At 72.8% G+C, this 12,978-nt stretch carries 16 protein-coding genes; 9 read left to right on the plus strand and 7 right to left on the minus strand.

Annotation, left to right across the window (positions count from 1 at the left end):
- Positions 1 to 118: 118 nt before the first annotated feature.
- Positions 119 to 1,651 carry an MFS transporter gene (locus tag AC1DYZ_RS12190; RefSeq protein ID WP_477065452.1) on the minus strand — a complete coding sequence of 511 codons (1,533 nt, stop codon included), beginning with the start codon at positions 1,649 to 1,651 and terminating at the stop codon, positions 119 to 121.
- A gap of 126 nt (positions 1,652 to 1,777) precedes the next feature.
- On the opposite strand from AC1DYZ_RS12190, the gene AC1DYZ_RS12195 reads away from it, so the two are divergent.
- Complete coding sequence (locus AC1DYZ_RS12195; protein WP_477065453.1) at positions 1,778 to 2,404, plus strand: TetR/AcrR family transcriptional regulator; 627 nt, start codon at positions 1,778 to 1,780, stop codon at positions 2,402 to 2,404.
- A 72-nt stretch (positions 2,405 to 2,476) separates the two neighbouring features.
- Here the strand turns inward: AC1DYZ_RS12195 and AC1DYZ_RS12200 are convergent, their stop codons facing one another.
- Positions 2,477 to 2,923: a DUF1579 family protein gene (locus AC1DYZ_RS12200; RefSeq protein WP_477065454.1), complete on the minus strand. Its 447-nt coding sequence runs from the start codon at positions 2,921 to 2,923 to the stop codon at positions 2,477 to 2,479.
- A 108-nt stretch (positions 2,924 to 3,031) separates the two neighbouring features.
- Here AC1DYZ_RS12200 and AC1DYZ_RS12205 point away from each other — a divergent pair, with 108 nt between their 5' ends.
- Together AC1DYZ_RS12205 and AC1DYZ_RS12210 are read left to right on the plus strand one after the other, a co-directional pair.
- Positions 3,032 to 3,592 carry a pyridoxamine 5'-phosphate oxidase family protein gene (locus AC1DYZ_RS12205; RefSeq protein WP_477065455.1) on the plus strand — a complete coding sequence of 187 codons (561 nt, stop codon included), beginning with the start codon at positions 3,032 to 3,034 and terminating at the stop codon, positions 3,590 to 3,592.
- 69 nt (positions 3,593 to 3,661) lie between these two features.
- Entirely contained in the window at positions 3,662 to 3,829 is a 168-nt protein-coding gene (locus tag AC1DYZ_RS12210) for a hypothetical protein (protein ID WP_477065456.1), read from the plus strand.
- 24 nt (positions 3,830 to 3,853) lie between these two features.
- Here AC1DYZ_RS12210 and AC1DYZ_RS12215 read toward each other — a convergent pair whose 3' ends face one another.
- Both AC1DYZ_RS12215 and AC1DYZ_RS12220 read right to left on the minus strand, forming a co-directional pair.
- Positions 3,854 to 4,447 (minus strand): mismatch-specific DNA-glycosylase, encoded by a 594-nt coding sequence (locus tag AC1DYZ_RS12215; RefSeq protein ID WP_477065457.1) that lies wholly within the window; start codon positions 4,445 to 4,447, stop codon positions 3,854 to 3,856.
- Positions 4,448 to 4,452: 5 nt separating this feature from the next.
- Positions 4,453 to 5,286 carry a nuclear transport factor 2 family protein gene (locus AC1DYZ_RS12220; RefSeq protein WP_477065458.1) on the minus strand — a complete coding sequence of 278 codons (834 nt, stop codon included), beginning with the start codon at positions 5,284 to 5,286 and terminating at the stop codon, positions 4,453 to 4,455.
- A gap of 158 nt (positions 5,287 to 5,444) precedes the next feature.
- On the opposite strand from AC1DYZ_RS12220, the gene AC1DYZ_RS12225 reads away from it, so the two are divergent.
- Genes AC1DYZ_RS12225 through AC1DYZ_RS12240 form a run of 4 tightly spaced genes read left to right on the plus strand, consistent with a single transcriptional unit; the run spans position 5,445 to position 8,190 of the window.
- Positions 5,445 to 5,945 carry a VOC family protein gene (locus AC1DYZ_RS12225; protein ID WP_456825801.1) on the plus strand — a complete coding sequence of 167 codons (501 nt, stop codon included), beginning with the start codon at positions 5,445 to 5,447 and terminating at the stop codon, positions 5,943 to 5,945.
- Between the two features lie 12 nt (positions 5,946 to 5,957).
- The gene (locus AC1DYZ_RS12230; RefSeq protein ID WP_456825800.1) at positions 5,958 to 6,125 is read left to right on the plus strand and encodes a hypothetical protein; all 168 of its coding nucleotides are present in this window, start codon (positions 5,958 to 5,960) and stop codon (positions 6,123 to 6,125) included.
- Entirely contained in the window at positions 6,122 to 7,453 is a 1,332-nt protein-coding gene (locus AC1DYZ_RS12235) for a dihydrolipoyl dehydrogenase family protein (RefSeq protein WP_477065459.1), read from the plus strand. Before AC1DYZ_RS12230 ends, AC1DYZ_RS12235 begins: the two co-directional genes overlap by 4 nt.
- Positions 7,450 to 8,190, plus strand: coding sequence for an SDR family oxidoreductase (locus AC1DYZ_RS12240; RefSeq protein WP_477065460.1), 741 nt, complete (start codon positions 7,450 to 7,452; stop codon positions 8,188 to 8,190). The genes AC1DYZ_RS12235 and AC1DYZ_RS12240 overlap by 4 nt, the downstream gene beginning before the upstream one ends.
- 4 nt (positions 8,191 to 8,194) lie before the next feature.
- On the opposite strand, the gene AC1DYZ_RS12245 is transcribed toward AC1DYZ_RS12240, so the two are convergent.
- On the minus strand, positions 8,195 to 9,919 hold the full coding sequence (locus tag AC1DYZ_RS12245) for an MOSC domain-containing protein (protein ID WP_477065461.1): 1,725 nt from the start codon (positions 9,917 to 9,919) through the stop codon (positions 8,195 to 8,197).
- Between the two features lie 13 nt (positions 9,920 to 9,932).
- Complete coding sequence (locus AC1DYZ_RS12250; RefSeq protein ID WP_477065462.1) at positions 9,933 to 10,538, minus strand: redoxin domain-containing protein; 606 nt, start codon at positions 10,536 to 10,538, stop codon at positions 9,933 to 9,935.
- A gap of 183 nt (positions 10,539 to 10,721) precedes the next feature.
- On the opposite strand from AC1DYZ_RS12250, the gene AC1DYZ_RS12255 reads away from it, so the two are divergent.
- Positions 10,722 to 11,057 carry a YciI family protein gene (locus AC1DYZ_RS12255; RefSeq protein WP_477065463.1) on the plus strand — a complete coding sequence of 112 codons (336 nt, stop codon included), beginning with the start codon at positions 10,722 to 10,724 and terminating at the stop codon, positions 11,055 to 11,057.
- Entirely contained in the window at positions 11,054 to 12,292 is a 1,239-nt protein-coding gene (locus AC1DYZ_RS12260; RefSeq protein ID WP_477065464.1) for an RNA polymerase sigma factor, read from the plus strand. The genes AC1DYZ_RS12255 and AC1DYZ_RS12260 overlap by 4 nt, the downstream gene beginning before the upstream one ends.
- Here the strand turns inward: AC1DYZ_RS12260 and AC1DYZ_RS12265 are convergent.
- Positions 12,285 to 12,950 carry a hypothetical protein gene (locus AC1DYZ_RS12265; protein ID WP_477065465.1) on the minus strand — a complete coding sequence of 222 codons (666 nt, stop codon included), beginning with the start codon at positions 12,948 to 12,950 and terminating at the stop codon, positions 12,285 to 12,287. The genes AC1DYZ_RS12260 and AC1DYZ_RS12265 overlap by 8 nt on opposite strands.
- Between the last annotated feature and the right edge of the window lie 28 nt (positions 12,951 to 12,978).

The following is a 12,978-nucleotide window of genomic DNA, read 5'->3' on the forward strand; positions in this document are numbered from 1 at the left end:
CGCCCTCAGGTCACGATTTGTTAACGCTCACATCCGCACTATTCGTGTGGCGCACACGAGAGAGCCGAGCCCCCCGGGGCGCGGAGGCGCTGCGGGGGGCTCGGCTCTCGGGTCGGGATCAGGCCCGGGTGTCCGCCTTGCTGTCGTGGTGACCAGGCAGGTGAGGGTGCGGCAGGTGAAGCTCCGCGGGCTCGGCCGGCAGGTCGCTGACGCCGGCCGCCAGCGCCTGCTCGCGGCGGTGACGGGCCGAGGGCAGGGCGACCGAGGCGATCACCGCGAGGACCGCCACGGCGGCGCACACGAGGAACCCGTAGGTGAACGCGTCGTCGGTCGGCATCCCCTGCGGCGTGCTGTGCGACGTGATCACGGCCGCGACGACGGCGGTACCGATGCTGCTGCCGATGGTCCGGGAGATGACGTTCACGCTGCTGGCCTCGCCGGTCTGCGCCGCCGGGACGCTCTCGATGATGGCGTTGGACATGGCCGCGAAGGCCAGGCCGATGCCGGCACCGGTGAGCAGCCCGGAGGCCAGCACCTGCCAGAGGTGGTCGTGCATGAGGCCGGGCAGCGCGAAGGCCAGGACGACCAGGGACGTGCCGAGGAACATCGGTAGCTTCGGGCCGAACCGCCGGTCCAGCAGGCCGGCGATCGGGCCGAACACGACCATCATCAGGACGGTCGGCAGCAGGAACAGCCCCGCCTCGGACACCGACTTGCCGAACCCGATCCCGGAGGCCGCGGGCAGCTCGAGGAGGGTCGGGACCAGCAGGAACGTCCCGAACATGGCGAAGCCGAGCGTCAGGGCGACGAGGTCGGTGGCCCACACGCCACGGTTGGCCATGAGGCGGATGTCGATCAGCGGCTGGCTCACGCGCAGCTCCACCAGGACGAACGCCACCAGGGCGACGACCCCGAGGAGGAACAGGCTGACGGTCTTCGTCTCGAGCCATCCCCAGGACTGGCCCTTGCTGATGGCGAGCAGCAGCGACACCAGGCCGACGGTGAGGATGCCGGCGCCGAGCACGTCGAGCCGGCCCGGGGTCCGCACGGGCGACTCCTTCATCCCGAAGATGGCCCCGAGCAGGGCGATCACCACGAGCACCAGGGGCAGCCAGAACAGCCAGTGCCACGACAGGTTGTCGACGATCGGACCGGCCGCGACGATGCCGATGCCGGCGCCGACGCCGAAGATTGCCGACAGGAGGCCGACGGTGACGCTGACCTTCTCGCGGGGCAGCTCGTCGCGGACCATCCCGATGGACAGCGGCAGGATCGCCCCGGCGGAGCCCTGCAGGACGCGGGCGATGATGAGCACGCCCAGGTTCGGGGCCAGCGCCGCGACCAGCGTGCCGACGGCGAGAGCGGCCAGGACGCCGATGAGGACGCGGCGCTTGCCGACCATGTCGCCCAGGCGGCCGAGGATCGGGGTCAGGACCGATGCGGCAAGCAGGTAGGCCGTGAGGATCCAGCTCGCGTCGGCCGTCGAGACGGCGAGGTCCTGCGCGAGGATCGGCAGCGCCGGTGCGACGAGGGACTGCAGGACGGCGAACGCGAGTCCGCCGAGGGACAGGTAGAGCACCAGGAACTTGCTGCCGGACCGGTGCTGGCCGGCAACGTCGGCGACGTCGGGGAGGGCGGGGGAGTGTGACACGGGGTCCTCGGGTGCTAGAAGTCAACGCCTGTTGACTCAAGTATGGGTGCCTCGCGCAATCGAAGTCAACGAATGTTTACTTGTGACACGCGTCTCGCTACGCTGCTCCGGACCAAGGGAGGTCCCATGCGCGTCGCCGCAGCTCCGTCGTCGGCGCCCACCTCGAGGCGCCGTGACGCGGCCACCACACGGCAGGCCCTGCTCGCCGCGGCCCGCGGGCGCTTCGCCGCACGGGGATACGCGGCGACGACCGTGCGCGAGATCGCCGACGACGCCGGCGTCAACGCCGCCCTCATCAGCCGCTACTTCGACTCCAAGGAAGGGCTCTTCGAGGCCTGCCTGCGGGGGGTCTCGGCCGAGCTCGGCAGCTCGCTCGGGCCGCGGTCGACGGTCGAGGAGGTGGCCGGCGCCGTCGCCGAGCAGCTCGCGAGACCGGGCACCGCCGAGCACCCGAACCAGCTGGTCCTGCTGCTACGGACCTCCGGCGACGAGAACGCCGAGGCGATCCGTCGGGACACGTTGCAGTCCTACGCGCGGCGCCTCGCGGAGGCTGTGGGCGGCGCGCCGGACGGGCCGGGGGGCGAGCAGCTCCTCGTCCGGGCGCAGCTCGCGCTGTGCGCGGCACTGGGGATCGCGGTGCTGCGCTCGTCGACGGCGCTCGAGCCCCTCGCGTCCGTGGACTCCGCCGAGCTCGTCGCGCCGATCCGCGCCCTGATGCACTCCCTGCTCGACCCGGGCGCCGACGGGCACTGACGCCGAGCATCGTCCCCGCGGCGGTTCGCTATCGCCCGTGAGCCTCTCTCTGCACGAGCCCGCGGAGCGTCCTCAACCGGCGCGCTCGAGCGCGAGCTCGACCACCTGGTACGGCTCCGACCCGGGCACGACGTTGTGCATCGTGAGGAGGGCGTCCTGCGGGCGCACGTGGATGTGCCACCCCCAGTCCGGTCCGGTCGGTGCGGCGTACGAGCCGTGGAGCCTGAGCTCGCCGTCGTCGCCGACGCCGCCGGTGAAGGTCATCCACGTCGGTCCCGTGTGGAACGAGTCCACCCAGACGGCCTCGGCGGCCTCCGCGGAGCCACCGACCAGGAGAAGACCGTCCTGCGGTGCGTCCCCGTCCGCCCACGTGTAGGCGATCGAGACGAACCGGACGGCCGTGATGCCGACCGTGGCGGTGGCGACCGAGGACTGGTACTCGTCGGTGGGCATCAGTCGCAGGCGGTTGGTGCCCTGCCAGCTGCCCAGCATCGGGTCGAGGAAGTCGGCGACGCCCATGCTGCGACTGTAGCGACGGGCGTCCGGCGCCGGACCCTCCCGGCGGGGGCCTCGACGCGTGGAGGATGGATCCACGTGCGTACGAGCTCTCGAACCGAGGTGACCCGCATGACGACCGGAGTGATCGACCCCAGGTACGGCGACCCCACGGCAACCCCGCCGCCATGGGCGGACATCGAACGCCTCCTGGCCGAGGCGCAGCTCTACTGGATCATCACCGTCCGAGCCGATGGACGCCCGCACGCCGTCCCGCTCGTCGGCGTCTGGCACGACGGTGCGTTCGCGTTCTGCACCGGCCCCGAGGAGCAGAAGCAGCGGAACCTCGACGTGCATGCCCAGGTGGCGGTGACCACCGGCAGCACCGGGGCGAGCGGGTGGGACAGCGGGAAGGACCTGGTGGTCGAGGGCACAGCGGTGCGCGTGACCGATCCCGACGAGCTCCAGGCGCTGGCCGACGCGTGGTCCGCCAAGTACGGCGACGACTGGTTGTGGGACGTCCGCGGCGACGTGTTCGTCGAGAGGAGCAGCTCGGGCGGGGGTTCCGGCGGCGCGTGGGTCTACCGGGTCGCCCCCGCGAAGGTCATGGCCTTCGGCGACGGCCACGGCCAGACCACGTACCGCTTCTCGCCCCCACCGCCCGGTCACTCGGACGAGGGAACCAGTGGGTGATCCTGCCCCCGCGGGATGGTCGAGCCGCGAGTCTCGGGAGAGGCTCGACGCATGGGGCTACGAGTGGAAGTGACTGGCGCGGACATCGCGGACGCGCGGCGGCGGTGGGAGCTCGCCGTCTCCGGCGGGGCGACGCCGGCCCGGATCGAGCTGCTCTGGACCGACTACGTCCGGTTCATCAGCGCGCAGGCCCAGCAGATCGCCGATGACTTCCGCCGCGAGCGCCGCTCGTCCTGAGGGGGTTGCGTTCTCCGCGACGTCCTACGAGCCGTCCGTCACCGTGAAGGGCTCGATGCCCGCGGCGACAGCGACCTCCCGGTAGGCGATGGCCAGGTCGTCCACCGTGGCACCCCGGTTCAGGCCGCTCGGGTTGGGCACCACCCACACGATGACGCCGATGCCCAGGTCTCCCGGCTGACGACCGACGGTCGCCCGCGGCTGGGAGAACGCGGTCCGGTAGGCGGTGATCCCGAGCATCGCCACGGCGGTCGGCGCGATGCGTCCGACGCGCTCGGCCAGGTCGCCGGCCGCACCGACGAGCTGCGCCGCGGAGAGCTCGTCCGCCCGAGCCGAGGCTCCCGCGACCAGCGAGGTGATGCCGACCCCGCGTTCTCGGAGATGGTCGGCGTCCTCGGGGAGCAGGCCGGCGGAGGCGTCGATCCGCCGATCGACGATGCCGGCCCGATAGAGCGCCGGGTAGAAGCGGTTGGTTCCGCCACCGCCGAAGTGCGCCTGGACCGCGACGGCGCGCAGGCCCGGGTTGATGCCGACGAAGAGGAGCCGCGTGGGCTCCCCGAGCAGGTCGGGCAGGCTCCCGCCGCGGAACGACTCGAGCTCGGACCGACTGAACGGCACGCCGGTCAGCCGCGCTGCACCAGAGGTTCGATGTCGTCGTAGAGGCGCACCGCGGTGAGCAGGTCGTCCGCACCCCACTCGTAGACGGCCGCCCCGGCCTGCGGTGGGAGGCCGCGGTCGCCCCAGCGGACGCAGTTGTACTCGACGGCGCTCCGCGCGCCGTCCTGCGTCACGCTGCAGTGCTCCAGCGCGATGCCGCCGCCCGCGCTGAAGCTCGTGGTGAAGTAGGCGCGCAGCTCGTCGCTCCCGCGGTGGGCGCCGTGCGGGCCGAAGGACTCGCGGAGGTACGCGTCGTCGGCGAACAGGGTCATCACGGCGTCGACGTCCCCGCCGGCCAACGCGGTGTGGAAGCGGCCGACCACGCCGGAGAGGGCGCCGCTGCCGGGTGGCAGGACGGGCGGCCGAACGTGGCGCCGGCCGTCGACCGGCCACTGGCTGCAGTAGGTGCGGAAGATCACCGAGCGGTCGTCCGGGGACTCGGCGACGACGGCGACCGGCCAGTCCGTGGCCAGCCCGTCGTCGTCCTCGACGCGGGCGAGGAGCTCCACCACCGCCCGCCGCCCGACGATCGTCGAGGCCACGGTCTCGACCCGGGCACGGTGGCCCGCCAACCACGACGTGTTGCGCCGGACGAACGTCCGGAGCTGACGGTGGCCGTGCACCTCGCCGGCGCGCGGGTCGTAGACCCTGACGTCGCCTGGCCAGACGTACTCCAGGCCTCCGGAGTCGCCGGTGTCCAGGGCCCGGAGGTACTGCGCGACGGGGTCGGCATGCCCTTCCTCTCGTGCCTGATCGCGGGCAAGCTCGGCGGCGGAGACGAACTCCGGGAACCACGGCATGCCGTCACCATGCACCCTCGAGGGGTACCCACGACAGTCCCCAGAGACACCCTTGACGCTCGTGGCGGCCGGGAGCATCGTGTGTCACGAGCAACTCACCTCTCTACCCACGTGGGGCTGGTCCTCGCGCGGACGGAGCCGACGCGAGGGAGCCGGAGATGACCAGTACCGAGGCGAGCAGCGCGAGCACGGGCGGGAGCCCGCCGGTGGAACCGGGGCAGTTCCGGCTCGAGGTCGTGGTTCTCCCGGTCTCGGACGTCGACCGGGCGAAGAGCTTCTACGAGTCGCTGGGCTGGCGGCTCGACGCCAATCTCACGATCGACGACGGCTACCGCGTGGTGCAGCTGACGCCACCGGGGTCGGCGTGCTCGATCATCTTCGGCACGGGCCTGACGAACGCTGCGCCCGGCTCGTTCGAGGGCCTGCAGCTGTCCGTCTACGACATCGACGCGGCGCGCGCCGACCTGGTCCAGCGCGGCGTCGAGGTCAGCGAGCCGTTCCACGACGAGACCGGCATCTTCCATCACGCCGGCACCGGGGGCCGGGTGAGCGGCCCCGCGCCCGGCCACGCCGACTACGGCTCGTTCGTCGCCTTCAGCGATCCGGACGGCAACGGGTGGCTGCTCCAGGAGATCAAGACGCGACTGCCCGGCCGATGAGGGGATGAGCCGATGGACACGCGCTACGAGTCCGTGAGCGACCTCGCCGACGCCCTGCGGCGCGCGGCCGCGGCACACGGCGAGCACGAAGCCCGGACGGGCGAGGCGGACGCGGACTGGCCGGACTGGTACGCGCTGTACATGGTCCGCGAGCGCGCCGGCGAAGAGCTGCCGACGTGACCGCCGACTACGACGTGATCGTGCTCGGCGGCGGCTCGCCCGGCGAGCACTGCGCGGGCGCCCTGGCCGAGGGCGGGCTGCGGGTCGCCGTCGTCGAGCGAGAGCTCGTCGGGGGCGAGTGCTCGTACTGGGCCTGCATCCCGTCGAAGACCCTGCTGCGGCCGGGCGAGGCGGTCCACGCGGCACGCGAGGCCGCGGCGACGGCGGACATCGACCTCGAGGCGGTCTTCGCCTGGCGGAACTTCCAGGTGTCGGACTACTCCGATGCCGGTCAGGTGACGTGGCTCGCCGACAACGGCATCGACCTGCTGCGGGGCGACGGTCGGCTCGCCGGACCCGGTGCCGTGGAGGTCGACGGCGTGCGGCACACGGCCGACCACGTGGTGCTCGCCAACGGCGCGTCGCCGATCGTGCCCCCGGTGCCCGGGCTGCGTGAGCTGGACGGCCTCTGGACCAGCCGCGAGGCGACCTCCATGACGGCGGTCCCGCGCCGCCTGCTCATCATGGGCGGCGGACCGGTCGGGGTGGAGATCGCGCAGGTGGTCCGGCGGCTCGGGGGCGAGGTGGTCCTGGTCGACCGGTCGGCGCACGTGCTCGGGCGGGAGCCCGCGCCCCTCGGAGAGGCGCTGGGCGACGTGCTGCGGGGCGAGGGCGTCGAGCTCGTCCTGGGGGCCGGCGTGGCCCGAGCGCGGCGCGACGGGGACGACTACGTGCTCGAGCTCGACGACGGGCGCGAGCTGCGGGGCGACAAGCTGCTCGTCGCCACGGGACGGCGCCCGCGCGTGCACGACGTCGGCCTAGAGACGGTCGGCATCGAACCGGATGACAAGGGCGTGCCCGTCGACGAGCACCTGCGCGTCGCCGACGGACTGTGGGCGATCGGCGACGTGACCGGGCTCTGGCCGCTCACGCACGTCGGGAAGTACCAGGGCGACGTGGTCGCGGCGAACATCCTGGGCGAGGCGCGGGCCGCCAACTACGAGGCCGTCCCGCGGGTGACGTACACCGACCCTCAGGCAGCGGCGGTGGGCGTCGCGGACGACCGCTTCCAGGCGACCGTCCCGGTGTCCGGGGTGGCGAAGACGTCGACCTACACACGCGCCTACGCCGAGAGCAACGGGTTCCTCACGCTGGTCAGCGACGGCGAGCGGCTGACCGGGGCGTACGCGCTCGGTCCAGAGGCGGGGGAGTGGCTGCAGCAGGCCACGCTCGCGATCCGGGCGCACGTCCCGCTGAAGATCCTGGCCGACACGATCCAGCCGTTCCCCACCTTCTCGGAGATCTACGTGCCGGCGCTGAAGGCCCTGCTCGGCGAGATCGCACGATGAGCCCCTCGACGCGCGAGCCGGCGCTGGCGGGGCAGACCGTCGTCGTCATCGGCGGGAGCGCGGGCATCGGGCTCGCGACGGCCCGGCGGGCGCGCGCCGAGGGAGCCGAGGTCGTGCTGACGGCCCGCGATCCCGACCGGCTCCGGAGTGCCGCCGACGAGGTCGGTGCGCGGAGCGTCGCGGCGTTCGACGCGAACGACCTCGCCGCCCTGGAGGGCTTCTTCGACGGGCTCGACGGGCCGATCGACCACGTCATGGTGACGGCCGGCGCTCCCTACTACGCGCCGCTGGTCGACATGGACTTCGAGGACGTGCGCCGCGCCATCGCCGAGCACCCGATGGTGATGCTGGGTGTGGCCCGCTACACCGCCGGCAAGATCCGGCCCGGCGGGACTCTCCTGTTCATGGGCGGCACCGGCGCCCGGCGACCAGGGGTCGGCCTGGGGATCACCGCGGCGATGACCGCGGCGCTGCCCGTCCTGGCGGCGAACCTCGCGATCGAGATCGCCCCGGTGCGCGTCAACCTCATCGCCGCGGGGTTCGTCGACACCCCGCTGTCGGCGTCGCTGCTCGGCGACAGGCTGGACGAGCGCCGCGAGCAGCTGCGCGCGACGCTGCCGATCGGCCGGGTGGTCGGACCGGACGACGTCGCGGCGCTGGCGGTGCACGTCATGACCAACACCGCCCTGACCGGCGCGACCTTCGACGTCGACGGCGGCCAGCAATTCGTCCGCTAGCCCGTCAGAGGTCGAGGACGAGATCCGTCGTGGGGCGCGACGAGCAGATGAGCAGCTCGTCGTCGCCGGGCGGCTCGAGCGGCGGCGTCCCGTACGACGCCGACCCGGACAGAACCGCCGTCACGCACGTGTGGCACACGCCCGTGCGGCACGACCACTGCGTGGGCACGTCGCACGCCTCGGCGAGCTCGAGCACGGAGTCGTAGCCGTCCGACCAGCCGGCGGAGAGACCGGAGCGCGCGAAGGTCACCTGCGGACCGGTGCCGGGCGGGCCGGATGGCTGGTGGGGCGGCGGTGCGTCGGACCGGACGACGCCGGGGTTGATCGGGGAGCGTGAGCCGAAGCGTTCCGTGTGGACGCGGGCCGGGTCGAGGCCGGCCGTGGCGAGGGCGGCGACGACGTCGTCCATGAACGACTCGGGGCCGCAGACGTAGGCCTGCGCGTCGACCGGCAGGTCCAGGCCGGCCAGCACGTCCGCGGTGAGCCGTCCCGCGCGGACCCCTGCGGGCAGCGGGCCGCTCGGGGTCGTGTAGAAGACGCGCGAGCGTGCCGCCGGGAGGCGGGCGAGCAGCTCGGCGGCCTCGCCGGCGAAGGCGTGGCTCTGCTCGTCGTGGGTCGTGTGGATCCACCACACCTCGCGGGCGCTGGGCTCGCTCGCGAGCCGGTGCAGCATCGCCAGCACGGGGGTCAGGCCGATGCCCGCCGAGATGAGCAGCACGGGCTCGGTGCCGTCGTCGAGCACGAAGCCGCCGCGCGGGGCCGCGACCTCGATCCGGTCGCCCCGGTGCAGGAGCGCGCGCAGACGCGAGCTGACCAACCCGTCGAGCTCGCTCTTCACGCTGATCCGGTAGTCGCCGCCGTCGGGATCGCCCGACAGCGAGTACGTGCGCACCGGTGCAGGATCACCGGCATCCCGCACGCGCAGGCTGAGGAACTGGCCGGGCGCGAACTCCGGCAGCGGGCCGTCGCCGGCGAGCCGGAACGACGTCACCGCCTCCGTCTCGGCGACGACGTCCGTGACGGTGAGCGTCCGGAAGCCCGCCCACGACGGCTTCGCGGCGACGGCGACACCGGCGGGCTGGACGGTCCCACCGGCGAGCATGCTCCGGAACGACTCTCKCCAGCCGGGGCTGAGGGCCGGGATGTCCATGGCGATCTCGAGCCGCGCCTCGTCGTGACCGGGCAGGTAGAGCAGGGCGTCGACGTCGGCGACGCTCAGCGCGTGCGGCCCGCGTCGGGTCCGCTCGATCGGGTCGCCGGCGGCGACGTGCCCCTCGGTCAGGACGCGGAGGTAGAACCCGGGACGGTGGTGCGCCACCAGCAGCGACGGGAGCTGCGGCTGTCCCATGCGCATCCCCACGCGGAAGCAGGTGACGCGCGGCTGGGTGACCTCGAGCTCGGCGTCGCCGATGCGGTACCGGTCGCCGATGCAGACCTCGTCGTCGCCGAGTCCCTCGACCGTGAAGTTCTCCCCGAACGCCCCCGGCTCGAGGTCCTCCAGCCCGAAGAACTCCTTCCAGTGCCGGTACGACTCGATCTGGTAGACGAGCACCGCGCGCTGCTCGCCGCCGTGACCGGCGAGGTCGCCCTGCCCGTCGCCGTCGATGTTGAGCCGGCGGACCATCTGCGGGCCCGTCACCGGGCTCTTCCAGACGCCCGTGTGCACCGTCCGGCCGCGCCAGGGCACGTCCTTCGGCAGCCCGACGTTCACCGACAGGAGCGTGGCCATGGTGCGCGGCCCGTCAGTCCAGGCCGCGGGCTCGGCGGACCTCCTCGGGCGACCGCCGTTCCCAGCCGTGGAACTTCGCGACGTCGCCGGCTTCCCAGGCCTCGCGCAGTCCCGGGGCGCTGAGGTCCCAGTCCGGACGGACCTCGCGCGAGGCGGCGCGCAGGTCGCGCCAGAGGTCGTCGGTGGAGGGGCGGCCCCAGAACCAGTAGCCGTTGTAGATGCTATGGATCACGAGCCCCGGCTTGAGCACGAGCGTGTGGGGGATCATCGGGTCGTGCTCCGGGTCCGTGTACTCCTGGATGTCCAGATCCTGCTGCACGACACGACCCGGGTCGGACAGGAACGGCCAGTGCGCGCCCACGGAGGCGCGGAACTCCTGGAGCGTGTGGTGCTCATCCGTCGCGATGGTGGCGATGCGGGTGTAAGCCACCCCGATCTTGGACTGCATCCCGGCGAGCTCGAGATGCTGCTGGTGCTCCTTCGGGCAGTAGTGCCCGCGCGCGAGCGTGAGAACCATCGGGTCGTCGCCCTGGATCTCGCTCAGCCGGCGGACGGTGCCGGTGTGGTCGGGCAGCTCGTAGTCGGGGAAGACTCCGCCGGGCACCATGTCGGAACGCACGAAACGATCTCCTCGCTCGCGGGAGCCGGGGCTCCGGCGCCGACGGACTCGCGGACGCCGACCAGTCTGCTCCACCGCGGACCAGCACGAACACTCCCGCGCTGCGGCGCCGCGGGGTGTACGAAGATGCTCGAAGAGGTTCGGCGGTGCGCGGCCGCCGCGTTCCGATGAGAAGGAGACCCGATGGCGCAGTACCTGATCTCCGTGCTCGACCACACGTCCGGCTCCGCCACCCCGGACGAGATGGCGGCCATCGACGTCTTCAACGCGCAGCTGGTGGCCGCCGGCCACTGGGTGTTCGCCGGCGGCCTCGGGGCGCCCGACACCGCGACCGTCGTCGACGGCCGGGACGAGGCGGCGGTGTTCACCGACGGGCCGTACCTCGAGTCGAAGGAGTGCGTGGCCGGTTTCTGGATCATCGACGCCCCTGACCTCGACGCGGCGAGGCGGCTCGCGGCGCAGGGGTCGAAGCACTGCAACCGGCGGGTCGAGCTCAGGCCGCTCCTCGGCGGCGCATGACCGACGTCGCCGACGCGATCACCCGGGTCCACCGCGAGGAGTGGGCCCGGGTGGTCGCGGCCGTGGCCCGGCGCTTCGGCAACCTCGACCTGGCCGAGGAGATGGCCGCCGAGGCGTTCGCGACCGCCGTCGAGCGCTGGCCCGTCGACGGGGTGCCGCCGAACCCCGGCGCGTGGCTCATCACCACCGCCCACCGCAAGGCCATCGACCGGATCCGCCGCGAGGCCAAGCGGGGGTCGAAGCACAGGGAGGCGATGATGCTCGTCGACGCCCCCGAGGCGCTCGGTGCCATCGACGACGACCGCCTCCGGCTCCTGTTCACCTGCTGCCACCCCGCGCTCGCCATGGAGGCGCGGGTGGCGTTGACCCTGCGGATGGTCGGCGGGCTCACCGTGCCGGAGATCGCCCACGCGTTCCTGGTCCAGGAGACCGCCATGAGCCGGCGGATCACGCGCGCGAAGGCCAAGATCGCGGCCGCCAGGATCCCGTACGGCGTGCCGTTCCGGGAGGACCTCCCGGGGCGCGTCAGCGGCGTGCTCACGGTGCTCTTCCTCATCTTCAACGAGGGCTACCTGGCGTCCGAGCCCGGCGCCGACCCGGTCCGCAGCGACCTCACCGCCGAGGCGATCCGGCTGACGCGGCTGGTCCGAGAGCTCCTGCCGGCGGACGGCGAGGTCGCCGGGCTCCTGGCGCTGATGCTCATGACGGACGCGCGCCGGGTGGAGCGGGTGTCCGCGAGCGGTGAGCTCGTCGCCCTCGACGACCAGGACCGCTCGGCCTGGGACCCGGAGCTGATCGCCGAGGGCCACGCCCTGATCCGTGCGCGGCTCGGGTCCGGCGAGCCGCCGGGGCGATACCAGGTCCTCGCCGCGATCAACGCGGTCCACACAGACGCCCGCGACGTCCGCGACACCGACTGGTCGCAGGTGGTCGCGCTCTACGACCAGCTGGTCCGGCTCGACCGCTCGCCGATCGTGCGGCTCAACCGGGCCATCGCGGTCGCCGAGCTCGACGGTCCGCAGGTCGCGCTCGCGGAGGTCGACGGCCTGCCGCTGCAGGGCTATCGCGCCTTCCACGCCACCCGCGCCCACCTGCTGCGGCGCCTGGGTGAGGACGCGCAGGCGCGAGCGGCGTACGACCAGGCGATCGCCGTGCCCGGCAACGCCGCCGAGACGGCGTTCCTCGTCCGTCGCCGCGACGAGCTGACCGGCCCGCCGGCCGGTCCCGTCAGTTGAGGATGTTGACGGCCCGAGCCAGGACGACGGCGAACGTGGCGAGCGAGACGGTCGACTGCCAGGCCATCAGCATCTTCGCGGTGCGGGTCAGCGGCATCGTGTCCGTGGGGGAGAACGCGATGAGGTTGGTGATCGCGACGTACAGGTAGTCGAGGAAGCGTGGCTGCCAGCTGTCGAACTGGTCCGAGTACTCGCGGATGGCGTCCTGCGTGAACCAGAACGACATCCGCTCGACGTCCGGTTGCGCGCGGCCGTTCGGCCCGCCCCGGTCGAGCTGCCAGAACAGGAGCGCGAACCCGACCGTCAGGACGACGAGGATCTGCCCGCCCTCCCCGAGCAGCTGCTGGACGCTCACGGGCCGGACCGCGATCACGTCCCTGATGAGCAGCAGGGCCGACGAGGTCGCCGAGACGCAGAGCACGAGCGCGAGCGCGTACCGCAGGAGGTCCACGCGGTGCCGCTGGGCCGGCAGCGCCTCGTCGCCCAGGATGATCGCGAGGAGGAGCACGACCTCGATGACGGGCACCAGCAGGAGCGGGCCGAGCACGATCCGGTCGCGCATGAGCACCTGCGCGAGCACGGCGACGACGACGGCGAGCAAGGGCGCCAGGCGTGCGCTCAGCGGGGCGTATCGCGGTCCGGCGCTCGCGTCGCTCACGAGTGCGTCCACCTTCCTCGCCGGGGAG

The organism is Cellulomonas sp. P1_C4 (genome assembly GCF_056406355.1).

Bases quoted from the DNA above. Each gene is read 5' to 3' on its own strand.
- AC1DYZ_RS12195 (WP_477065453.1), top strand. From the start codon at position 1,778: ATGCGCGTCGCCGCAGCTCCGTCGTCGGCGCCCACCTCGAGGCGCCGT.
- AC1DYZ_RS12200 (WP_477065454.1), bottom strand. From the start codon at position 2,923: ATGGGCGTCGCCGACTTCCTCGACCCGATGCTGGGCAGCTGGCAGGGC.
- AC1DYZ_RS12205 (WP_477065455.1), top strand. From the start codon at position 3,032: ATGACGACCGGAGTGATCGACCCCAGGTACGGCGACCCCACGGCAACC.
- AC1DYZ_RS12220 (WP_477065458.1), bottom strand. From the start codon at position 5,286: ATGCCGTGGTTCCCGGAGTTCGTCTCCGCCGCCGAGCTTGCCCGCGAT.
- AC1DYZ_RS12225 (WP_456825801.1), top strand. From the start codon at position 5,445: ATGACCAGTACCGAGGCGAGCAGCGCGAGCACGGGCGGGAGCCCGCCG.
- AC1DYZ_RS12230 (WP_456825800.1), top strand. From the start codon at position 5,958: ATGGACACGCGCTACGAGTCCGTGAGCGACCTCGCCGACGCCCTGCGG.
- AC1DYZ_RS12240 (WP_477065460.1), top strand. From the start codon at position 7,450: ATGAGCCCCTCGACGCGCGAGCCGGCGCTGGCGGGGCAGACCGTCGTC.
- AC1DYZ_RS12255 (WP_477065463.1), top strand. From the start codon at position 10,722: ATGGCGCAGTACCTGATCTCCGTGCTCGACCACACGTCCGGCTCCGCC.
- AC1DYZ_RS12260 (WP_477065464.1), top strand. From the start codon at position 11,054: ATGACCGACGTCGCCGACGCGATCACCCGGGTCCACCGCGAGGAGTGG.